16 protein-coding genes are annotated in these 22,747 nt (G+C 66.8%); 6 read left to right on the top strand and 10 right to left on the bottom strand.

Going from position 1 to position 22,747, the window contains the following annotated elements:
- Nucleotides 1-76: 76 nt before the first annotated feature.
- Nucleotides 77-1,918 carry a Na+/H+ antiporter NhaA gene (gene nhaA, locus IED13_RS14895; protein ID WP_191124635.1) on the top strand — a complete coding sequence of 614 codons (1,842 nt, stop codon included), beginning with the start codon at nucleotides 77-79 and terminating at the stop codon, nucleotides 1,916-1,918.
- A gap of 190 nt (nucleotides 1,919-2,108) precedes the next feature.
- Here nhaA and IED13_RS14890 read toward each other — a convergent pair whose 3' ends face one another.
- The 3 genes from IED13_RS14890 to IED13_RS14880 are packed head-to-tail and all read right to left on the bottom strand — an operon-like array spanning nucleotide 2,109 to nucleotide 5,430.
- Nucleotides 2,109-2,924, bottom strand: a complete 816-nt coding sequence (locus IED13_RS14890; protein ID WP_191124634.1) for an alpha/beta hydrolase — start codon at nucleotides 2,922-2,924, stop codon at nucleotides 2,109-2,111.
- Nucleotides 2,921-4,120 (bottom strand): NAD(P)-binding domain-containing protein, encoded by a 1,200-nt coding sequence (locus IED13_RS14885; protein ID WP_191124633.1) that lies wholly within the window; start codon nucleotides 4,118-4,120, stop codon nucleotides 2,921-2,923. Before IED13_RS14885 ends, IED13_RS14890 begins: the two co-directional genes overlap by 4 nt.
- A 2-nt stretch (nucleotides 4,121-4,122) precedes the next feature.
- The gene (locus tag IED13_RS14880; RefSeq protein WP_191124632.1) at nucleotides 4,123-5,430 is read right to left on the bottom strand and encodes an ATP-grasp domain-containing protein; all 1,308 of its coding nucleotides are present in this window, start codon (nucleotides 5,428-5,430) and stop codon (nucleotides 4,123-4,125) included.
- Nucleotides 5,431-6,239: 809 nt separating this feature from the next.
- Here IED13_RS14880 and IED13_RS14875 point away from each other — a divergent pair.
- Entirely contained in the window at nucleotides 6,240-7,745 is a 1,506-nt protein-coding gene (locus IED13_RS14875; protein ID WP_191124631.1) for a hypothetical protein, read from the top strand.
- A gap of 81 nt (nucleotides 7,746-7,826) precedes the next feature.
- Here IED13_RS14875 and IED13_RS14870 read toward each other — a convergent pair whose 3' ends face one another.
- From IED13_RS14870 to IED13_RS28840, 3 genes are read right to left on the bottom strand one after another with little or no spacing between them, the layout of a single operon-like run.
- Entirely contained in the window at nucleotides 7,827-9,524 is a 1,698-nt protein-coding gene (locus IED13_RS14870; RefSeq protein WP_191124630.1) for an SUMF1/EgtB/PvdO family nonheme iron enzyme, read from the bottom strand.
- A 21-nt stretch (nucleotides 9,525-9,545) separates the two neighbouring features.
- Entirely contained in the window at nucleotides 9,546-9,989 is a 444-nt protein-coding gene (locus IED13_RS14865; protein ID WP_191124629.1) for a DUF4399 domain-containing protein, read from the bottom strand.
- Nucleotides 9,989-11,236 carry a DUF4399 domain-containing protein gene (locus IED13_RS28840; protein ID WP_248312595.1) on the bottom strand — a complete coding sequence of 416 codons (1,248 nt, stop codon included), beginning with the start codon at nucleotides 11,234-11,236 and terminating at the stop codon, nucleotides 9,989-9,991. Before IED13_RS28840 ends, IED13_RS14865 begins: the two co-directional genes overlap by 1 nt.
- A gap of 167 nt (nucleotides 11,237-11,403) precedes the next feature.
- On the opposite strand from IED13_RS28840, the gene IED13_RS14845 reads away from it, so the two are divergent.
- The 3 genes from IED13_RS14845 (at nucleotide 11,404) to IED13_RS14835 (ending at nucleotide 15,767) form a co-directional block, all read left to right on the top strand.
- Nucleotides 11,404-12,849: a caspase family protein gene (locus IED13_RS14845; protein WP_191124628.1), complete on the top strand. Its 1,446-nt coding sequence runs from the start codon at nucleotides 11,404-11,406 to the stop codon at nucleotides 12,847-12,849.
- A 49-nt stretch (nucleotides 12,850-12,898) separates the two neighbouring features.
- Nucleotides 12,899-14,077 carry an OmpA family protein gene (locus tag IED13_RS14840; RefSeq protein WP_248312594.1) on the top strand — a complete coding sequence of 393 codons (1,179 nt, stop codon included), beginning with the start codon at nucleotides 12,899-12,901 and terminating at the stop codon, nucleotides 14,075-14,077.
- Between the two features lie 325 nt (nucleotides 14,078-14,402).
- A complete protein-coding gene (locus tag IED13_RS14835; RefSeq protein ID WP_191124627.1) occupies nucleotides 14,403-15,767 on the top strand; it encodes a S41 family peptidase in 1,365 nt (454 codons plus the stop codon).
- A 27-nt stretch (nucleotides 15,768-15,794) separates the two neighbouring features.
- On the opposite strand, the gene IED13_RS14830 is transcribed toward IED13_RS14835, so the two are convergent.
- From IED13_RS14830 to IED13_RS14820, 3 genes are all read right to left on the bottom strand, one after another.
- On the bottom strand, nucleotides 15,795-19,094 hold the full coding sequence (locus IED13_RS14830; protein ID WP_191124626.1) for a caspase family protein: 3,300 nt from the start codon (nucleotides 19,092-19,094) through the stop codon (nucleotides 15,795-15,797).
- Between the two features lie 367 nt (nucleotides 19,095-19,461).
- Nucleotides 19,462-20,061 carry an NADPH-dependent F420 reductase gene (locus tag IED13_RS14825; RefSeq protein WP_191124625.1) on the bottom strand — a complete coding sequence of 200 codons (600 nt, stop codon included), beginning with the start codon at nucleotides 20,059-20,061 and terminating at the stop codon, nucleotides 19,462-19,464.
- Nucleotides 20,062-20,263: 202 nt separating this feature from the next.
- Nucleotides 20,264-20,998 carry an SDR family NAD(P)-dependent oxidoreductase gene (locus tag IED13_RS14820; protein WP_038363466.1) on the bottom strand — a complete coding sequence of 245 codons (735 nt, stop codon included), beginning with the start codon at nucleotides 20,996-20,998 and terminating at the stop codon, nucleotides 20,264-20,266.
- A 289-nt stretch (nucleotides 20,999-21,287) separates the two neighbouring features.
- Here IED13_RS14820 and IED13_RS14815 point away from each other — a divergent pair, with 289 nt between their 5' ends.
- Nucleotides 21,288-22,184 (top strand): LysR family transcriptional regulator, encoded by an 897-nt coding sequence (locus IED13_RS14815; RefSeq protein ID WP_191124624.1) that lies wholly within the window; start codon nucleotides 21,288-21,290, stop codon nucleotides 22,182-22,184.
- Nucleotides 22,185-22,375: 191 nt separating this feature from the next.
- On the opposite strand, the gene IED13_RS14810 is transcribed toward IED13_RS14815, so the two are convergent.
- Nucleotides 22,376-22,669 carry a DUF982 domain-containing protein gene (locus IED13_RS14810; protein WP_191124673.1) on the bottom strand — a complete coding sequence of 98 codons (294 nt, stop codon included), beginning with the start codon at nucleotides 22,667-22,669 and terminating at the stop codon, nucleotides 22,376-22,378.
- Between the last annotated feature and the right edge of the window lie 78 nt (nucleotides 22,670-22,747).

Raw genomic sequence — 22,747 nt, 5'->3', positions numbered from 1 at the left:
CCGGGAAGCGCTTGCCTCGGACAGCCGATGCTGGTGTCTCGTCGAGCGTTCCGCCGGGAAACAGGGAATCACAGGAATGTCGCAGGCCGCGATTGCCAACCGTCTGGACCGCCCGGTCGACGACGCAGCCGATCACGTCCTCGGCCCCGGCCGCGCGCAGATCACGCTCGTCGAATATGGCAGCTACGCCTGCCCCCATTGCCGGGCCGCCAATGAGCGCATCGCCGAAATCCGCGACCAGCTCGGCGAACGCGTGCGCTATGTCTTCCGTCACCGGCCGCTGACCGGCAGCGACATCGCGCTGCGCGCCGCCGAGCTCGTCGAACGCGCCCGGACCGCCGAGCAGTTCTGGGACGCGCACGTCAAGCTGATGACGCGCTCGCAGGTGCTGACCGAGGACGATCTCGAGGCAGTCGCCCGCGATCTCGGCCTCGCCGAGCAGACTCCCGATCAAGCCGCGCAGGAGGCGCAGCAGGCCGCCGCCCGCGTCGAATCCGACATCGAAAGCTCCCATGCCAGCGGCGTGCGCTTCACCCCGACATTCTTCATCAACGAGCGCCGCTATGACGGCCCCTGGGACGAGAGTTCCTTCCTCGATGCGATGCTGGGGACGCTCGGCCATCGCTTCCGCACCGCCGCGCTCGATTTCGCGAGCTGGGGCCCTTCGGCCGGCATCCTGCTGCTGCTCGCAACCGTCCTCGCCATCGCTCTGACGAACTCACCGCTGGGGCCGGGCTTCGAGGCCTTCTGGCATCGCGAGGCGGCGCTCTCTTTCGGCGATGCCCGCTTCGGCATGTCGCTCCAGCACTGGGTGAATGACGGCCTGCTCACGATCTTCTTCCTGGTCGTCGGCCTGGAGATCAAGCGCGAGTTCACCGTCGGCCACCTCGCCGGACGGCGTTCCGCCGCACTCCCCATCGCCGGCGCGATCGGCGGCATGGTCGTCCCGGCATTGCTGTACATCCTCGTCCTGCCAGGCGGGCCCTGGTCCCATGGCTGGGGCGTGCCGATGGCGACCGACACTGCCTTCGCCATCGCCATCATCGTCATGATGGGCTCGCGAGTGCCGATCGAGCTGCGCATCTTCCTCACCGCCGCCGCCATCGTCGACGACATCGGGGCGATCGTCGTGGTCGCGCTGTTCTATTCGGGCAAGCTCCAGCTCGGCTACCTGATCGCCGCACTCGTCCTAACCGGCGGGCTTGCCGCCCTCAACCGCGCGCATGTCTATCGCGTCGCGCCCTATGCGCTGATCGGCCTCGCGCTCTGGGCTTGCGTCCATGCCGGAGGGCTGCACGCGACGCTCGCCGGCGTCGTGCTGGCGCTGTTCATCCCGACCCGGCCGCCGGCCAATCTCGCCGCCCTCACGGCGCAGGCCAACTCGATCATGCTGGGCGAAGCGGCCCATGGCGGCGAGGTGCTGCGGCACGGCCCATCGACCCCCGCCCTGCGCGCGCTCGACGCGATCCATGACCGTCTGGAATCGCCGGCCGACCGGCTGCTGCGCCACGCCGGCGCCCGGTCGAGCTATCTCGTCCTGCCGCTCTTCGCCCTGGCCAATGCCGGCGTCGTCATCGCGCCGGACGTCCTCGAGGGACGCGGGATGCTGGTGCTCGCGATCGCGGCTGGGCTGGTCCTCGGCAAGCCGCTCGGCATGCTCGGAGCCGCCGCCCTCGCCGTCCGCCTCGGCGTCGCGCTCAAGCCCGCCGAATATTCCTGGCTCCAGCTCGCCGGAGCGAGCGCGCTCGCCGGCATCGGCTTCACCATGTCGCTCTTCATCGCCGGCCAGGCCTTTGCCGATCCGGGCGACTTCGCCGCAGCCAAGATCGCGGTCTTTGCGGCCTCGATCGCTTCGGCCTTGCTGGGAGCGGGCTTGCTCGCGGCTGCGGCGCGAAGATTCGCGGACCGGGCAGCATAGGTCGCCGCGCGTCCATCGGATACGATAACGAAACTATATCCACGCTATATCGCATATAATTCTCAAGAATCGCGCCTATATCGACCTAAGGGGACTCATAATCTCGTAAATTATAAGTATACTTTTGGTATTATAGAGCAATCCACGCCAATATTTCTATAAATGACTACGATACCCCAGCTTCGACGCATCAATGAAATACAGGACCGGCGTCGTTCCACTCCGCGGTCGCCGCGAGAAAGGCGGCGCGCAACGCGGCGGCGTTCTCGGCCTCGAACAGCGTCTCATGGTTGCCGGGAAGATCGATGATGCGAAGCTCGGGGCAACGCTTGCGCCAAAGACCGTCATTCGCCGCCGTCGCTGCAGTTCGCAGCAGAGCCGCCGGCGCGTGCAGAGACGTGGTGCGGTCGTCGAGGTTGCGCATCCATGCCGCGGTCATGCGGATCCGGAGCCGCATGCTCAGCTCTTCCGCGAATGCCGGATCGATCGTGCCGATCCGATGAAGCGGCGCGGCGTGCTCTCGCGCGAGCACGGGCAATCCATCTCCGGCGAGGCGAAACAGGCCGCGCCAGGCGAGATGCCGGGCGTGAAGCACCAGTGCGCCCGGGCGCCCGCGCCGCAGAAGATCGGCCGCGTGGGAGGCGAGGCGCGCCTTCCACTGCGCCGATCGTGCCGCCGTGATGCTCCCGGAATCGATGATGCACAAACCCGCGACGGTGCGCCCAAGGCTCTCGAGACGGAGCGCGGTCGCATAGGCGAAATGGCCGCCGATCGAGACGCCGAGCAGAACGACCGGCATCTGCGGGATGCGATCCATGATCTCCGCCGCGAAAGCATCGACCAGGGCCTCTCCGGTGAGGCCGGCATCGACGGAATTCCGCCAGTTTGGATAGCGCAGCGCAATGACGCGATCCCGGTCCGACGGCCCGGCGCAGAATGGTGAGCAATCCGGCGCGTGGCCGCTCGCGCCCGGCAGGACGATGAGCGGCAGGCCCGCGGCGTTCATGTGCGGGCCATGGCCGTTCGGGACAAGGCCGCCGCGATCGTGCGCGCGGTGTACTCGGCCCCGGCGACGAAGCGGAACACCGGGCCGAAGCTCATCGACGATGCCGGACCGGCGAAGCGCAGCCCCCGGACGGAAGACTGGAAGGATGCATCGAGCCGTGGCGCGCAGCCTTGCCGGGCAATGGCGCTGCGCAATTCGGGCGCCAGAAACGGGATGCGCTCGACATTCACCTCGTAGCCGGTGCCAGCGATCACCCGGTCGACGAGCAATTCGCGATCCTGCTTGTCCGCGCCCCGCAAGCACAGCGACACGCGATTGCCGATCGCCTGCCCCGCAACCACGCTGGTATCGTATTCGACCGGCACGAGCGCCTCGACCCGCTCGCGCAGCCACCATGCCCCCTCGGGCGGCAGGAAATTCCTGAGGAAGAGCGCGCGCCCGCAGGCCGGCAGCCGATGGAACGCGCCGGGCAACTGCGTCAGGGCCCATGCTTTCGGACTGCCGCCCAGCGCCGAGACCGGCCAGCGGATCCGCTGCCAGAGCGTCGGCGTGCGGCTCCCGCGGGTCATCCAAAGAGTGGACGGCTTGCGGATCAGCAAGCGCGGCGACGCACCGGCTTCGTGGAGCAGCGCGGCCGCTTCGAGGGAGGACTGGCCGGAGCCGAGAACGGCGACCTCGAGGCCCTGGAAAGCAGCGAAGCTGTCGACCCTGGCGGTGTGCGTGGCGAGGGCGCCGGGCAGCGCTCGCAAGGCGTGCGGCATCTTTGCGAAGTTCGCCAGCCCCGTGGCGACGATGACATCCGATGCCTCGACCGCGTCACCATTGCTGAGCGTCAGGAGGTAACCCTGTCCCCGCCGGGAGACATTCGCGACATCGACGGGCTCGATCCAATCGACATGCCGCTCCTGGAACCAAAGGCCGTATTCGGCGAAATTCGCGATGGAGCAGGGCTCGAACGTCTCCAGGCCTCGCGGCTCGTTGTAATCGGCGAAGGTCGAGCCCGGGTGCGGCGACGAGATGTTCGTCCCGAAGCAATAGGACTTGAGGTAGCGCCGGGATCCGGCGCGGGCGATCTGGCTCCAGAAGGCCATGGGTTGGCCGAAGATCCGGTGCGGGACATTGCGGGCCGCGAGATGGCTCGCAAGCGAGAGCCCGTAAGGTCCGCCGCCGATGATCGCCACGAGTTGCTTGCTCATCGTCACAGTCCGCGCGCGACCAGGGGAGAAGACGGAAGCATGGTCCGCACGAACCGCGGCGCCGCCCGAAATCCGAGATAGAGCTCGGACAGAACATGCACGATGCCCGGCATGGGGTCGCTGGGATCGGAGGCGAAATGGACCATATGCGCGCGGTTCTGCCGCGCCCAGCTGCGCCAATGCGCGAGATCCCCGAGGCGCGCCCGCATGCAGAGCGTCTGCGCCAGAAGGATCGCATGAAGGGTGAAGTTGTCGCAGAAGACGACCTTCTCGGCCGGGTTCTCATCTTGCGCCTCGGCCGCGAGGCTTCGAAGGGCTTCGGCTTCGCCGAGCGCGTCCAAATAGGCCAGCAGCGGCAGAGGTAGCCCGCGGCGCAGATCGAGGCCGATCTGGTTGAACAGGCGCGGATTGAAATCGATGATCGCCCAGGCGCCGTCGTGCAGGATGAACTCGACCTCGAACAGTCCGAAATAGTCGAGCTCGCGGCACAGGCGATGGACAGCCTGCGACAATGCGGGGTCGGCCGGGCGCGACTCGTAGCACACGCCGACCCCCACCGGCCGTGACCGCTGGAGGATCTTGGTCGAGCGCCGGGTCACGAACACATCCGCGCTCCGCCCGATGAAGCCGGAGATGGAAACCACGCCTTCGCGCCCGATCTCGACGAATTTCTGGATCACCGGCCGCACCGAGCCGGGCTCCCGCGGCGTTTCGTCGAAGCGATACCGCTCGCGGGCGAGGAAGCGTGGATATTCCGCGATGAGCTCTTCCGCCGAATGCACGACGACGCCCTTGTCGTTGCGCAGGCGATGGACATGGGTCCGCGGCTTGATCAGGACCGGATAGGGAAGGTGCGGCGCCCATTCGGCCAGCTCATCCAGGTTCTGCGGGTCCCAGCTCGGCAGGACAGCAACGCCGGCGCTCGTTGCGGCCTGCTCGAGCAGCGCCTTGTCGAGGATGCGCCTGATCGTCTCGATCGGCGGCTGGTACAGCCGAAAATAGCGCGCGAGGAGCGGCGCGTTTGAACTGTAAAGCCAGACCAGCTCGTCGGAGGTCGGCAGCAGCACCTGACCGGGGTCGGACTTTCCGATCGCAAGCAGCCGGTCGAGATAGCGCATGCTGTCGCTTTCGACCGGCCCCACATAGCGGCGCCCGACATGGCGCGACCATCCGGCCGGGCAGAAGCGGTGATCGACGATGACATTGGCGCCGATGCCGTAGCCGGCGAGGTGGCGCACGGCCGCGATCGTTCCTCCCGAGGACGCCGATCCCAACAGGACGGCGGGCCGTTTGAGAATGGGTTCTTGCATGCCAGGCCTCGATCGAGTGCAAGCCCTCCTGGCCGTCGCAAACCGCTTTCGCGAGTGGACAGCTGCCTCTAGAAACGCGGCAGCATGCCGTTACGGCACGCCGCTCTCGGAATAATCCTGGTGGGGTCGGGATGTCCGGGAGGTCTTGGCGCAATTGCGCGAGCGTGGACGCAGCACGCGCGGCGTGAAAACACGCAGCGATCCCGGAATGGTATGGAGACGAGAGTGGAGATCTTCGAACCGCTCAAACGCGCAACCGGTTGCGTTTTGTGGATCCGTATCGGGGTAGAGTCGCAGGCATAACCGAGGGCACCCGCGATCACCGAGGCAACATAAATATCAATGTCTCATACAAACCCAGATTCTCGATTTTGACATTACAAATACATTTATCCGCACGAATCGTTAAGTAACATATACATAGATGATCAAATTATCGATATAAATTTCTGAATAATACTTAAATGAGCAAAATAGAACCAAATGGCACCAAATAATCTAACCGGATCTGACGGGCGGTAGCCTTCTTGGCTGCGCGCGATATCGAAATTCGGCGTTGCACGGGTTCGTCGTGCTGGCAATCGCAGCGCTCCGGCTTCTACCCGAGGGGCGCCGAACAGCGCCGGCTAGGGGCCCGCATCGTCCATACGTCCTGCCATTTTATTGACGCGAACCCTTGCGAATCATGGAACCATCGAAAGCGACGGGGCGGCACGAAGCATTCGCGATCGGCAGATAAGATGCGTTATTGCGTCTTATCTGGTCAAGAACTCGTGCAGATGCATAAATGTGTCTTATTGCGAGGTCGAATGACTGTCCCGCCGATACTTTTCCAACGTTCAGTGCGCCGGTCGCGCAATGCAAAGAGTTGCCCCGGCGGCCTCCTTCAAACGGCCCAAGCAGCGCAGCTCGCGAGCGGCTTCCATTGCGCTGGCCTATCCGCGGTCGCGGCCCGTGCCAGGATTGGCAGCGTCGGATCGGTCGCGCTGCTCACGCTTCTCGCAGGCTGTGCCCAGAGCAACGCTCCCGGACAGGTCTTCGACTATGCCCCGGTGACATCGGCGGCCGCTGCGCTTCCATCCGGCAGGACGACGGGCCAGCACGAACAACCGCGAGCCAAGCCTGCAACCGCTGTTCTGGGAACGCTCCAGACAGGCCCCGGTTACACCGTAGAAAGCAACGCCAGAAGCGACGGACGATACAACACCTACGTCTTTGCCACGGAGTTCGGCACCTACCCGGTGACCGGCGACGATCTCGCACGCAATCACCTCCAGGAGCTCGTCGCCCTGGACGCGCTCAAGAAACAGTCTTTGTCAGGGGAATTCGTGCACGGTGCCGGCAAAGCCGTCCTCAGCCCGATCCGAGGTGTCGTCAATACGGTGAGGGACCCGATCGGCGGCGCGCAAGGAACATACAGCAACGTTTCCCGGCGAGTAGGCTCGGTGCGGCGTACCCTGTCCGACGCTGGCGAATTCGTCACCACGTTCGGCAAGCCGGAGAAGCGACGGCCGGAGCGCGAGAACGAGAACTTGCTTGAGAAGTTCGTCGACAGACCGAAAGAGAAGCGACGTCTGGCCGAGGCATTACGCGTCGATCCCTACACTCATTTCATCCCGCTCTCGCGCGAGCTCAACAAGGTCGCATCCTACTCGGCCGCTGGATCCTTCGGCGTCAACCGTGCACTTGGCTTCGTTCCCGGCGGAGCGGGTACCGTCTTTTCGGGCCTCGGAACGCTCGATTCACTCACGTCTCGAACGCTCGACATGCCGCCGGATGAAACGGCGGCGGTCAACCGCGAGCGCTTGGAAAAGCTGAACATCCCGGAGGACACGATCAAACGATTGCTGCTGAGCGACAAACTCACGCCGACCGAAAAGACACGGACGGTGGGTTTCCTGAGCGGCATGTCGGGCGCACCGGGCCTCGAAGCGCTCGCCTCCTTCGTCGCGTCGAGCGAAACAAGAGTGGACGCCTTCACGGCGCTGCAGACGCTCGCCTATCTCTCGGCACGTCCCTTTGGCAACGACGGTATCAGTGGCGTGGAAATCGTCGAACGCATTCCGGTCATTTCGGTCGGCGCGAACAGGAGAGTGGCTCTGTTCACAGCCGACGACCTTGCCTGGACATCGGAAAACGCGGCTCAGCTCTCGCAGCTCGGTACCGCACTGGCGAGCAGCAGCAATTCTCGGATCAGGAAGGAAATCTGGATATCGGCAGACGCATCCGCGATGGCAAGACGCGAACTGCGACGTCAAGGATGGCTGGTGAAGACGAACGTCTTCAGTCCGCAGGTCAGGCTCGCCGCCGATTAAGAGGCCGCTGCGCATGCGAGCGTAGGAGTCGATGACCGCGCGAACACGACGCTCTTGCAATTCGAGGTGGAACGGACAGGCCTATCGGTCGCGCGCGACGCGGAAGCCGTTGGTGTAGAAGCGCACATCGGGCTCGTATTTGAAGCGCGCGGCCGAGCGCAGATAGCGCGGATCGTTGTTGAACGAGCCGCCACGCAGCACGCGCTCGCGGCAATTCGCGACCGTATAGGCGCTGCCGTCACGGGGCGCGCTGCGATAATTCTCGCTCCAGCAATCGGCGACCCATTCGGCTGCATTGCCGGCCATGTCGTAGAGGCCGAACGCATTGGCCGGGAATTGGCCGGCCGGAATGGCGCTGCCGCGCTTTTGGTCGTTGCAGCCGAGGCAGTTCGCCCGCTCCTTCACCAGCGTCTGGCCCCAAGGGTAGGTCGTCGTCGTGCCGGCGCGCGCCGCATATTCCCACTCGCTTTCGGTCGGCAGGCGATAGGGCTTGCCGGTCCGGGCCGAGAGCCAGGTGAGATAGGCATTGGCATCGTTCCAGTGGATGTCGGTGACCGGCCGCTTGCCGCGGCCGAGCCCGCGATCATCCGGCCGGTAATTGCAGCCGCCCTGGTCGACGCAGAGATCCCACTCCTCGAAGGTCACCTCGCGGGCGCCGAGATAGAAGCCGCGGACGGTCACTGGATGCACCGGCTTCTCGAATTCGTAGAGATCATTCGAGCCCATCTGGAAGCTGCCGGCTGGGATCGCGACCAGCTCCGGGCAGCCTGTGCAGTCGCGCTGCGGCGCGCCTGCTGGCTGGGGCGATGCCGGCGGGGTGGCGATTGCAACGGCTGTGGCAGCAGGTGCAACCGGGCCGGCGCGATATTCCTGCTCGCGGGCCCGGGCCAGCGAAGCGAAGCGCCCGTTCGGAAAGGCATCGAGATAGGCGCGGTACTCCGCCGCGTTCCGGCTGTTGCGGATCGATTCCCAGAAGGCGAGATCATAGGCCGCATCCTGGGTTACGCCCGGCGTCTGCGGCGGCGGGATGACGGCGCGGCTGCCGAGCGCCACGGCGACCGGCTGAAAGACCGGCGTGACGACGAGCCCCTTCGGCGGTTCCGCCGAGAGCCAGACCTGCTGGCTGCGCCGGGTTTCGCGCGAAACCGTGTCCCGCACCTGCTTCACCGCCTGCGCCATCTCCAGCCCCGGCGTCCGGATCGCCTTGAGCCAGGCCGCGACGGCGCGGTCGGGACCGCCCGGCAATGCCTTGCCCGGTGCCGTCGGGAACAGCACCGCGATGCCATCCATCGGTTCGAGCGGCAGGAGCCCCTTGGCCTTGCCTTGCCAGGGATTGTCGCGGCCGGCATCGAGGAAGATCAGCGCGCTCGCCGGCCGGGCGACGATCAGCGGATCGACGATCTCGTCGAGATCGACCGCGCCCTCAGCGCCATTCTGCACCGACAGCAAGAAATTGCGGTTCCGCTCCTGAACGGCATGACCGCTATAGAACACCACGGCCTGCGCACCGCGCCTGAGCTTGCTCGCAAAGCCGGCGATCGCCTGCCGCAACGCATTGCGATCGGCATTCTCGACCGAGACGACATCGAAGCCGCCGGCGCTCAACACCTGCGCGACGGCGCGACCCCGCTGGGCGGCGCCCGCCATCGGCGCCTCCGGATAGGCTTCGTTGGCGATGACGAGTGCGACACGCGCGACCTCGCTCGGCTGCTGGGCAAGCCCGGAAGCGGCCAGCATCGGCAGCAGCACGACGGCGATCAGGACGCGTAACCAGGCCATCTTCAGACGAAAGCCCCTCAGCTAGCGGACATTGATCGTGATCTTCGGCGACATCACGGGCGGATCATGCGGCGCATGGGTGTAGTCGCCGAGCAGCAATTGCAGCGTGTGCCGGCCCTTGGGCAGGGTCACCACCACCTCGGTCTGGCCGTTGCCCAGATGGATATGGTTGTAGTCGGACGGGATCGGCTGGTCCGGCGGTCCGGGCTCGGTGTCGATCAGCAGGTGGTGATGCCCGGTCCGCGCATGGTTGACGCCGGCCGGCGCGACGCCCATGCCGCGCAGGCCGATGCGCACAGTGAAGCGCTCGGGCACGCTCAGGCCATCGATCGGATAGTGGAAATAGACCTGCGCGCCCGGCGGCGCGGGTTGGCGCGCGGGCGTCTGCGCGACGGCTTCCGCGGGAAGGCCCTGCCACGCTGCCAGCGCGAAAAGGCCGGCGGCTGCGATGCGGGCTCGCGACATCACCGGCGCCTCCTCGCGTTCGGCCCGCCCGGTGCCACGATCACCGTGATGCGCTCCGAAATCACCGGTGGATCATGCGGCACATGGTTCTCGTCGGCGAGCAGGAGCTGCAACGTGTGCCGCCCGTTCGGCAGGGTCAGCTTGTACTCGGTCTGGCCGCCGCCGAGATGGATATGGTTGAGATCGGCCGGAATCGGTGCATCGAAGGAAGGCGGCCCGACGTCGACCAGCAGATGGTGATGGCCGGTATTCGGCTTGGCGACGCCAGCCGGCGCCACGCCCATATTGCGCAGGCCGAAGCGGATGGTCGATGTCGGATAGATCCGGTCGCCATCCCGCGGATAAACGAAATAGACAGCCGCATCGTTGGGCGATGGCGTGCGGGCAGCGCCATGCGGCGCCGGCTGCGCAGCAACAACGGGTTGCCCATCGGCGACGACGCGGACCCGGATGCGCGCCGACATCACGGGAGGATCGTGCGGCACATGCTCGTGATCGCCCATCAGCAATTGCAGCGTGTGTTCGCCGGGCGGCAGCGAGAGCTCGGCCTCGGTCTGCCCGCGCCCGAAATGCAGATGGTTGAAATCGCTGGGGATCTCGCGGTCGAGCGCCGGCAATTCGGTATCGACGAGGAGATGGTGGTGGCCGCCATTTGGGCTGGCGGTCCCGGCCGGCGTCACCGTGATGCCTTCCGCCCCAAAGCGGATCCTGGCGTGGCTCGGGATCGTCGCGCCGTCCTGCAGGTCGATGAAGAAGACACGCGCGCCGGGCGCGGCAGCCGAGCGCGGCTTCTCAGGCGCCGCCGCCGGAACCTCGACCGTGATGCGCTCGGACATGATGGGCGGGTCATGCGGCACATGGTTGTGGTCGGCGAAGAGCAGCTGCAGCGTGTGCTTGCCCGGCGTCAGCGCGATCTCGGCCTCGGTCTGGCCGCCGCCGAAATGGATATGGTTGAAGTCGCTGGGGATCGGCTGGTCGAGCGGCGGCAATTCGGTATCGATCAGCAGGTGGTGATGCCCGCCATTGCGCGCGACTTGGCCGGCGGGCACGACCTCCATGCCGGTGATCGCGAACCGCACCGTGAGCTTGGCGGGAACCTGCGCCTTGTCGGCGAGACCGATGAAGGAAAGACGCGCGGTGGCAGGGGCCGGGCTGCGCTGCCGGGCGCGTTCCTGCGCCGATGCTCCGGCCAGCGGCATCGCCACAGCCAGACCCAACAGCAGAAGCGCCGGCGCAAGGCGGAGCATCAGCGTCTTCCTTCCGCGAGAAGATGGACGGAAGGCTAGCAGCGGAGCCTGGAGCCTTCAAGCAAAACACCGTCCCCTCTTGTCAATGACTATGCTTTGTTCTGGAGAAGGCCGGGATCATGCATTAGCATGACGTAGAGGTTGCCGGCAGCCTCTAGGGAAGCCTCATGATCCTCGTCGCCAGACTCTGCGGCCTGATCCTCCTGCTGCTGTCCGGCCTTGCCCTGGCCGAGACGCCGCCCGAGCGCCGCGTGGCGCTCGTCATCGGCAATTCCGCCTATCGCAACGCACCCGTGCTGCCGAACACCATGAACGACGCGCGCGACATGGCGGTCGCCCTGCGCAAGGTCGGCTTCGAGGTGGTCGACGGCATCGATCTCGACAAGCGCGGCATGGACGCGGCCCTGACGCGCTTCGCCCGGCTGGCTCAGGATGCCGATGCCGCGATGTTCTATTTCGCCGGCCACGGCTTCCAGTTCAACGGCGAGAACTATCTCGTTCCGGTCGAGGCGAAGATCGAGGACGAGGTCGGCGTCCAGTACGAGACGACGCGGCTCAACGACGTCGTCACCGCCCTGAACTATGCCAAGGGCGTCAAGATCATGGTGCTCGACGCCTGCCGCAACAACCCCTTCGTCGGCTTGCTCGCCAAGCGTCAGGCGACGCGCGGCTTCTCTGTCGGCTCCGGCCTCGCCCCGGTCCAGCGTGCGCAAGGCATGGTCATCGCCTATGCCACGCAGGCGAACGACGTCGCCGCCGACGGCGCCGGCCGCAACAGCCCCTTCACCGCCGCCCTGGTGCGCGAGATCGACCAGCCTGGCCTCGAAGTCGCGGCACTGTTCCGCCGCGTGCAGAAGAGCGTCTACGATACGACGGCCGGTCGCCAGACGCCGGAACTCTCGCTCTCCCTGCTGGGCGACTTCTACCTCAATCGCGAGGAAACGGATGCCGATGTCTGGCGCCGCATCCGCGCCAGCGACGATCCCACCGCGCTGCAGGCCTTCATCCAGCGTTATCCGCAGAGCTTCTTTGTCATCGATGCGCGCACGCGGCTCGACCTGCTCGAGCGCCGCTCCACGACCTCGAGCGAGCGCGACCAGCTCGTACGCGAATTCGCCGAGCGCGAACGCGCCTTGCTCGAGCGTCTGGAAAAGGCGGAACAGGGCCGGCGGCAGGCTGCCGACGATCTCGCCCGCAAGGATAGCGGCGACGCGGTCGGCGTTCCCGCGCCCTCGCCGGCTCCGGGTTCCGCGCCTGCCGCGATTGCCCCTGCCCCGCCCCCGCCGCGCGCCCAGGACAAAGCGGAACGCGCGCGCCTCGCCGACGAGCTCGCCCGCCGGGAAGCCGAGCTCGCGGCGATCGAGACGGAAAAGCAGCGCCTTGCCGAAGAGCGTCGGGCCGTCGAGCAAGCCATGGCGGCCAGGCTCGGCACGCCCGGGGCGCTGCCGCAGAACCGCTCGACGCAACCCGTCGCCATGCCGGGCGTGCCCGCGCGCCCGGCGGAGGCCCCGCCGAGAGGGCGAGCCTCCGGCGAGTGCGCCGAACTTCTGATGCGTGCTCAGCTCGGCGATCTCACGCCCGCGGCACGCGAACAATTGCGGCAATGCCGCTGATGCGGGGTGGTCGCGGCGAAACGCCCGGCCGAAGCTGGAAAGGTGAGGCATGACAGGCCTGGTCCGCTTCAAGATCGCCATGATCGGCCTGGCCCTGCTGGCAGGCGCACCCGCGGCCATCGCCCAGCCCCCACCGCCTCCGACGCCCGTTCCCTTTGCCGATGCGCTCCGAAAGGCGGCGGACGATCTGTTCGGCAAGGCGACCGTCTCCGGAGACAAGGTCAACCTCGTCATCGACCCGCTGATCGACGCGGCCTCCGGCGCGCAATCGGCCGCGACGCGCTCGATGCAGGCGACCCTGATGGAGATGGTCAAGGCGAACTATCCGCGCTTCACCGTCCTGCCCTTCGACAGCGAGGCCCTGGCGAGCAAGCCGGTTGTGCTGGTCGGCACCTTCACCGCCGTCAACAACCAGGGCGTGGCGGACGGACCGCGCGACGCCTACCGGATCTGCCTGACGCTGGCCGATCTCAAATCCAACAGCATCGTCTCCAAGGGCGTCTCGCGTGCCCGCCCGGAAGGCGTCGACACGACGCCGACGCTTTATTTTCAGGACTCGCCGCTCTGGGCGAAGGATCAAGCGACGGATTCCTATATCAAGGTCTGCCAAGGCACGAAGCTGGGGGATCCGATCGATCCCGCTTATGTCGAGAAGCTGACCGCCAATGCGCTGATCAATGACGGCATCCTCGCCTATGAGACCCAGCATTTCCGCGAGGCACTGGCCTTCTACCGGGCGGCGCGCAAGCTGCCGGGCGGTGAGCAGCACCGCGTCAGGATCGGCACCTATCTCGCCGCCAGCAAGCTCGCCCGGCGCGAGGACATGGTCGATGCCTTCGGCGACCTGATCGATTACGGCCTCGCCACCGATCGGCTGATGGTGAAGCTGCTGTTTAAGCCCGGCACGACGCAATTCGTCGATGACCGCCAGATCACCGATCCCTATCCGATGTGGCTGAGCCAGATCGCGACGCGCTCCCGCCAGAAGGGCGCCTGCCTGGAGATCGTCGGCCATACCTCGCATACCGGCCTGCCCCAGGTGAACGAGCGGCTTTCGACCCTGCGGGCGCAATTCGTCATGGACCTGCTCCTGACCGGCGCGCCCGACAATCGCGGCCGCATGATCGCGACGGGCCGCGGCTACAAGGAGAACCTCGTCGGAACCGGCAAGGACGATGCCAGCGACGCGCTCGACCGCCGGGTCGAGTTCAAAGTGATCGGCTGCTGAGAATTCCGTCGAGACCTCACGCCCGATCGCATCGGGAATGCGCAAGATGACGCGCAGACCGATCAACGCGCCTTTTTTCGCCCGCAGTGCGCAGACGCTCCAACCGAGCACGCCATGATCGGTGACAGTCGGCGTATGACCGGTATCTCGCCCTGCCCTCCGCGGCTCTCCGCCGGGACGGCCCGGGCGAGCACCCCGGGCTGATTCCTGCCCCGAATCTGCTATCGCTTGCAGCGGCGAGCGCCGCAGCAGTCGCGCCCGCCTTGATACCCATGGGTGAGATGCGATGAGATTGCTGGCGCTCCTGACATTCTGGACCACAGCCATGGGAGCAATGCTGCCGGCCGCTGCCGCACCGCGCGAGCAGGTTGAAACCACGATCACCCTGGCAGCTGCACAGGTGACGGAGCACTATGTCGACGTGGTCGAACCCCGCAGCCTGTTCATGCATGGGCTGCGCGGGCTCGGAAGCGTGGCCGGGGAGCCCGGCTCTTCCCGAAGGCGCTCGCTCGACGCGGCCATGCAGGCCGAGGCGACCGCCATTGGCTTCAAGCCGCAAGCGGATCTCTTGATCGCCGAAATCATGCGGTTTCGCGCCGGCCGCGAGCGCGACGCAGCGCTCGCGGCCGCCCTGCGGGGCATGATGGCGGGTCTCGATCCGCACAGCCGGCTCGTGCTGCCGGCCGAGATGCAGCCGCCGCCGGCCTCGGTCGGTCTGGAGCTGACGGTGAAAGGCGGAGCGCTCACGGTGGTCCGCCCATTGCCCGGTGGCCCCGGCGAGCGCGCGGGACTTCAGGCCGGCGATGTGCTGGTCGGCATCGACGGCCGCCCGACGACGGGACTGCCCCTGCCGGAGGCGGTGGCGCTGCTGCGCGGAGCGCTCGGCACCAGCCCTGTGCTCAAGGTCGAACGGCCCGGCGCACCCGCGCCGCTCACGCTCCGCCCGGTGCGCGGGCCGGTGCAGGCCCCGCCTTCGTTGCGCTGGACTCTCGAGGGCCGTGTCGCAGTGATCAAGATCAGCGCCTTTGACGGCAATACGCGAACAAACCTGCAATCCGCGCTCGACGCGGCGGCTTCACGCGCCGGGGGGCCGCTCGAAGGGCTGGTGCTCGACATGCGCGGCAATGCCGGCGGCCTGCTCGACGCAGCAGAGCAGCTCGGCGGCATGATGCTGCCGGCTGGAACCGAGATAGCGAATCTGCGCGGCCGCACCCCGGCCAATGCGCGCAGGCTCGTCTCCCGGCAAGGCGACGTCGTTTCCGGGCTGCCTATCGTGATGATCGTCGACAGTCGGACCGGCGCAGGCGCCGAGATCGTCGCCGGCGCGCTGCAGGACCATGGCCGCGCGCTCGTGGTCGGGCAGAAGACCGCCGGAGCGGGCACGATCCAGACCGTACTGCCGCTGCCGGAGGGGCAAGGCGCCCTCATCGTCACGACGGCGCGCGTCTATCGCGCGACCGGCGCCGCGCTGGACGGTGCGGGCGTCGCTCCCGATCTCGTGCTCGACGAGGAGAGCGGATTGCTCACGCCGCGCTCCGGCAGCGGGTCGAGACTCGATGCCCAAACCGAGAGCGAGGTGGCCGGCGCGGTTTCGGCGGCGCCATCGGGCACGGATACGGCGCTGCTCGCAGCGATCAAGCTGGTTGGAAGCGTCGGCAAGCCCGCGACCTCCAAGGCCGCGGCGCCATAGGATGCGCGCCGGCGGCTCCGGTCGCGGTCATCGCCGGGTCGATTTCGGCTGTGCCAGCTCGTAGCTTTCGCCGGAGCGCGCGACGATCCCCGCGGCGGCGAGCGCCTTCAGCGCCTCAGGCGCCCCGCCCCGGGGATGGGTCTCCTGAAGCTGCGACAGGATCTTCACGGCCCGCTCGCGCACGCCGCGCGGCAGCGTCCCGTTGCGGACGATCTCGCTAAGGGAGGTCGCCGCTGCCGGCACGCCATGGCGTCCGAGCTCCGCAAGGTTGAAGAGGGCGCGCGCATAGTCGCGATCCTCCTCCTTCTCGGTGTTGAGCAGCACCGTGACGAGCCCGAGCCGGGAGCCGAGATCCCCCTTCGCGATCGCCCGCTCGTACCAGAGCTCCGCCTGCTCGGGTGACGGCGAGACGCCGAACCCGCGCTGATAGGCGACGGCCAGATTGTGCATGGCAGGGACATGGCCACGCTCGGCAGCAGCCTTGAAGTTCTCGAAAGCCAGCTCGAAATTCCGGGTGACGCCGAGACCGTGGCGGTAAGCCACGCCGAGATTATTCATGGCGCCCGGCTCGCCGTGCTCGGCGCCGGTCTGGTAGTTGCGGAAAGCCTCCCGCGGCGAAGCATCCGGCAGCATCCGGTCGGCGTGGAGATCGCCGAGATGGCGATAGGCTTCGACCTCGCCGGCTGCGATCGCCATGTCGAAGTACCCGGCCGCCTTCGGGCCGTCGGGCCGTCCGCCGAAGCGGCCTTCACGATAGCCGAGGCCGAGCAGAAGCGCGGCCATGCCCCGCTGCGGTCCGTCGAGTCGCTGGACCAGCGTCTGTTCGGTCGCCGTCTGCATGTCGACGCCCTCGCGTTCGCGCCAGACCATGCGCAGCGCCTCGGCCGCGACCGTATTGCCCTGGCGGTTGGCCGCTTGCACCAGCAGCAGCAGCGCCCGGTCCCGATCAGGCTGGGGCGCGCCGATCTTGCCGTCGGTGATGATCGCCAGGAGCGTGCCGGCCGCCCAGCCATTGCCCTCAGCCAAGGCGCGCTCCAGCCAGCCGAATGCGCCGTCCGTGTCGCGAGTCTGCCCGTGCTCGCCGAAATAGAGGTTGCGGGCATGCAAGGTCATCGCCTCGCTGCCGCCTGCTTCGGCGCCGCGCCGCGCCCAACGCCCGGCTTCCGCCTGATCCTCCGGGTTGGTGCTACGCTCCCCATAGAGGACCGCCAGATTGTAGTAGGCCGGCTGATCGCCCGCGCTCGCGGCCCTCTGCCAGAGCTCCTGGGCCTGCACGGGATCCCTCGGCACGCCGCGGCCCAGCCTGTAGAGGCTCGCGAGCTCAGAAAGCGCCGCCACGCTGCCGAGATCGGCAGCCTGCTTGTAGAGCTCGGCGGCCCTGGCCGGATCGGCGGGGCGGCCCACGCCCTTCTCGGTCATCTGGGCCAGCCGGAAGGTATAGGACGCGTCGCGGGTCCGCCCGACCACTTTTTCGAGGGCGGCCGCGCCCAGCGTCGGGTCGGGCGTGCTCGTCAGCATGCCGTTGTTGACGAGCACCGCGAGCGAAGCCTGGGCCCGACCGTCCCCCAGCTCCGCCGCGCGCATGTAGTAAGCGATCGCCCGATCCATGTTGCGGCGCACGCCAAGGCCCTGCTCATACATCACGGCGAGGTAGCGTGTGCTGACGGCATCGTTCAACGCAGCCCCGCGTCGGTATTGCGCCACGGCCTCGGCGGGATTCTGATCGGTGCCGAGCCCGGCTTCGAAGGCATGGCCGAGATCGGCGAAGGCCTCGGCCGTTCCCGCCGCCACAGCCTTGCGGAACCAGGACACGGCTTCGGCCGGGTCGGGAGCGACGCCCTGCCCTTGCTGGTATTGCCGGCCGAGCATGAGCATCGCCAGGCCATCGCCGCGCTCCGCCGCCTGCTTCGTCAGCGCATGCGCCCGCACCGGATCGGCCAGCCGACCGCGCCCGAGGCCGAACAGCTTGGCCTGTTCGAGCAGCGCCTCGGCGGAACCGCGCATGGCGGCGCGCTCCAGCCAGAAATCGGCCTCGCGATAGTCCGTCTCAGCCCGGTCGGGTGTCGCGTAGAGACGGCCGAGTTCCACCATGGAGGCAAGGTTCTCGGCTGCGGCGTTCTCGCGCAAAGCCGCGATCGTGGCGTCCCTGTCCAGGGCCCGGTCGAAGCGAAAGCGCAGGTTCAGGCTGAGATAACGGGCTGTCGCATCGCGGTGTCCCGCCTGCATGGCGCGGCGATAGAGCGCTATTGTCTCCTCCGTCGGCTTGCGGCCTTCCGGCAGGCGCTTCGCATCCTGCTCCGCCAGCAGGAACATGCCTTCGGCGCTGCCGGCCTGCGCCGCCTTCCCGTACCACTCCCGGGCGCGGCCGCCCGGCATCAATGCGTTCTGATCGCGCGAAGCCTCGAAGGCGCCAAGCGCCAGCATCGCGGCGATGTCCTTGCCCTCGGCCGCGCTGCGAAGGAGTGCCGCGCCGCGCTCGACATCCATGGCCACGCCCTGACCGCGCAGATAGGCCAAGCCGAGTTCGCGCGCGGCCGAGGCGTCGCCCTTCAGCGCCTTTCCGTAGAGGTCGAAGAGCTGTGGCGCCGCCGGCGCGGCATTGATGACGAGCGGCCCGGTGAGCGCGTCCTCACTCCACGGAACCTGCCGCTCGCCGGTGGCGCGCGAAACGCGCTCGCGCACCTTGCGCATGATCACGCCGATATCCTGGCCCGGAATCAGCAGTTCATCGATGAAGGCGAAGGTGAAGGGGCTGAGCCCGCGCCCGCCGCCCCTGTCGAAAGCCTCGCCTCCGGGAGCCGAAGCATAGGCGAAAAAGGTCCCGGTCGCACGCGGCGGCGGCGCGAGCCCAGCCTCGCCGGCAGCGTCCTTCAACTCCGTTTCGGTGCGGCAGGCATCAAGGACGAAGATCGTCGAGCCTGCCTTCAGCCGCTGGAAGCGAGTGCTCAGCTCGGCCAGATCGAGCGTCTTCTGCCGGTGCGTCTGCGGATCCCGCTCGCCCAGCGCGAGAAGGGAAACGCCGCCGACCCTCCGGCCATGGCCGGAGAAGAAGAACAGCAGCGACTGGATCGGCGTTGCGGAATCGAGCCCGTCGATCGCGGCATCCACCGCCGCTGCGCGCGGGTTGATAAGCGTGCGGACGTCGTAGCCGAGCCGTTCGAGCGTTTCGGCTGTAGCGCGCGCATCCCGTTCCGGATTGGTGAGGTTACCCTGCCCGCCATAATCCGACACGCCGATCACGAGCGCGATCCGGCGTCCCTCGGGCGCCTGCGCGAAAAGCGGCCCGGCCAGGACGGCGAGCACGAACGCGGCCAGAAGGGCACGCATCCCCACAACCCGCCAGCTCGAACCGACGACACGATGACGGCGGGCCTCGACCGTGGGTATGCGCAAGTCCCTCATCTCAGCCAACCGAGCATGGTCCTGAGCGTGATGTTGGAATTTGCATTCGTCGCATCGGATCGCCGCTCTTCCATCCCCCGCCTCAAGCAATCACACCATAAGCAGGCTTCCTGTCCAGACGGTCGCCGTCCCCGGCTACAGAACAATGACAGTGGCTCTCCGGCAATAAGTCGGCGAGCGCAATATCGGCGTTCAACCGAAGGCGAACTGAGAGCCGCGCAGGTTTCTGGTCAGCGGATTTCACCGCAGGATCCATCCCCATGGCTTCCCGGATCTGCCAGTAGACAATCCATTACGGCTCTTTCTTGAACAGGTCCTGGAAGATCAGCGGCCCCCAAATGCGGCCGCGTGCGTGCACCAGCGCGCCGCCCTCGTCGAGCTTTCCCAACTTGACGGGTGCGAAGCCGAGTTGCTTGGCCAAGGCCGCCACGCGAGCGGTCGCGTCCTCGTCGTCACCAGACAGAAAGACGACGCGGTGGCCGCCCGCGACGACCGGGTCGGTCGCCAGGGTGGCGGCACCCAGGTGATTGAACCCCTTGACGAGTTTGGCGCCGGTGAACGCCTTCGCGACAAAGGCGGAGGACGGCAGACCATCCAACTCTTCAGGGACCGGAAACGCGTTCGTCGCGTCGATGATCGTCTTGCCTTCCCAGCTCGGCAGGGCCTTCGCAACCTCACGGTGCTCCCCGAACGGGACCCCCAAGATGATCGTGTCGGCCTTGAGTGCTTCCCGCAGCGACTTGGCGACGACCATGGGACCGATCGCCCGAGCCTGCGGCTCCAACGCCTCGGGCGGCCGGCGGCTCGCGACGGTCACATCGATGTTTTTACGGGCGAAGGCGTGGGCGAGGGCCTGGCCTATCCTGCCGAATCCTACAATCGCATAGCTCATGATACGTCTCCGATCCTTGTTGGTATTGTTTCCCCGGCCTTCAACGGCGCTGGGTCTTCATTCCGCAGTGTGGCGACCCGCGCGTAGGCGTCCGGCTGTGAACGACTTCCGCGCGGCCGGGCCGGCCGTCAGCACGGAAGTCGTTCCACCACGGACGCGCTGGTTGCCGCCGCTCGGCCGCTTCCCGCGATCGAGCGCGAATTCAGATGGCCGAGAAGCCGCCGTCGACGGACAATTCCAGCCCATTCACGAAGCTCGAATCGTCTGACGCCAGAAACAGCGCGACCGCCGCGATTTCCTCGGGACGACCCATCGTTCCCCGCGGGATCAGGGACTCGAACATCTGCTTCGCCTCCTCGGTGAGGACCTGGCTCTGCATCGGTGTGGCGATCGGCCCGGGGTGCAGCACGTTCACCCGGATATTCCTGCCCTTCAGCTCGTTGAGCCACCCGCGTGCGAACGCGTGCAATGTCGCCTTGCTCGCGGCGTAGACGCTGTAGCCGGGGAAGCCTTTCAACGAAGCAACCGACCCGGTCATGAAGATCGATCCGCCATCATTGAACAGCGGCAGCGCCTTTTGCACCGTGAACAGCGTGCCGCGCGCATTCAGGCCGAAGGTCGCGTCGAAATGCTGCTCGGTAATCTCGCCCAGCGGGACGGCTTCGCCCGTGCCGGCGCTCGCATACAGGACGTCGATCCTGCCCTTTTCCCGCTTGACCGTATCGAACAGGCGGTCGAGGTCGTCGAGATTGGCCGCGTCGCCGCGCACGCCGGTCACATTTCGGCCGATCAGCCCGACGGCCTCATCGAGCGCCTCCTGCCTCCGGCCGGTGATGAAGACATAGGCGCCTTCTTCGACGAACCGCTTGGCGCTCGCCAGCGCCATGCCGCTCGATCCACCCGTGATGACTGCAACCTTACCCTCAAGCTTTCCCATGACTTTTCCTTCAGGCTCCATCTTTGACTGATCGGGGAAGTTCCCCGAGAGCCTCGAGATGGGTCTGCCGGGGTCGGGCGTTGAGTGCGGAAGCGCGCAGATCGGTGGTGCGAAATTCATCCGGTCGGGCGACTGACGCCAACCGCGACGATCGGCGCCCGCCGTTCGGAATTGGCACGCGCCTGTCGGCATGGGCTATGATGTCCGCCCGACCGCCAACAATCGAGATGCGGGTCGATATGTTGAATCCGAGCTTTGGAAGGGGCACCACGCGGTGCCGGATTGCACCATGATCGACTGGGATGACGTTCGCTACTTTCTTGCCGCCGCCCGCGGAGGCTCGGTGCGGGCTGCCGCCAAGCATCTCCGGGTGAATCACTCGACCGTGCTGCGACGCATCGCTCAGCTCGAGGAACGCCTCGGGGCGCAGATGTTCGAAAAGCTGCCTTCGGGCTACCGCCTGACGGCGGCGGGCGAGGAGGTCCTCGAGCTCGCGGAACAGATGGAAGCGTCGTCGCACCAGTTGGAGACGCGCGTCTTCGGTCGCGACCAGAGCGCGCGCGGGCTGTTGCGGGTGACACTTCCGCCGTTCCTCGCCACACATCTGCTCATGCCGGATCTCGCCGACTTCGCGCATCTCCATCCGGACATCGAGATGGAAATCTCGTCGACCGGCGAGGTGGCGAATCTGACCAACCGAGAGGCCGACGTCGCGGTCCGCATCGTCACCGACCGCAAGACCCTGCCGCTCAATCTGCACGGCCTGATGGGACCGGAGCTGTTCAGCGGCGTCTACATCTCTCGTAAACGGCTGGCCGCGCGGCGTGCGGGCGCGCCTGATCCGATCCGGTGGATCGTCATAGACAGTCAGGGACTCCCGGCTTGGGCCCGCGCGGGAGAGGTTCACGCCACGGAAGTGCCGTTCAGGAGCCCGGACGCCGAGACGCAGATCGCCGCCGTGCAGAAAGGGATCGGGATGACGAAACTGCCGTGCTTCGTCGGAGATGCCGACCCTCTCTTGGTGAGAGTGCCGGGCACCGACCTGCCCATGCATGGGACGCTCTGGCTTCTCACGCAGGGGGAGACACGCAAGACGAAGCGTGTGCGGCTCTTCACCGAATTCGTATCCCGCAGGCTCGCCGCCTACGCTCCGCTTCTCGCGGGACTGTCCGTACCGGACGACTGACGCCCGGCAGATCGCCGGCGAAGCTTACAGTCGACAGCGGTCTCTAAGCGGACATCCTCAGCGCGCGACTTGGGTCGGCACCGGAAATCAGACCTCTCATTGGGAGCGTCAGCTTTCAGGCAAGCTCCCAATGTCCGCGTCTCTGACGGGCGAGAGGATCAAGCTCCGGTTGGCCGATGCCGGGCTCCTGGTCAGGCGCGGCCGCGCGAGCCTTCCCTCCGGCTGCCGGCGAATGCGGCGATGTCGGGCGCGAGAAGATCGTGCTTTTCCGCCCATGACGCGAACAAGCCGCGCGCCGTATCCGGCTCGATCTCGCCACGGATCGCCGCCAGGCAGGCCTTCAGCGCGAAGCCGTGGACCGCATCGCGCCTGCTCGCCGGCCAGTCGGCCAGGAACATGTAGGCCTCCATTGCAGAGCCGATCGCCGCCGGGTGCCCGAGCCCGGTTAGGATCACGACCGGCCTCTCGAAATCGTCGGATGTCATCATGCAGCCCTCCCTTGGTTGGGAGCGATTGCCAACATTGCCATAGCCATATCCTCCTGGAAGCAACATGGATCCGGT

It is taken from the genome of Allobosea spartocytisi (genome assembly GCF_014764685.1).
GTDB classification, from domain to species: domain Bacteria; phylum Pseudomonadota; class Alphaproteobacteria; order Rhizobiales; family Beijerinckiaceae; genus Allobosea; species Allobosea spartocytisi.
This window is presented reverse-complemented; position numbering and strand designations above follow the sequence as displayed.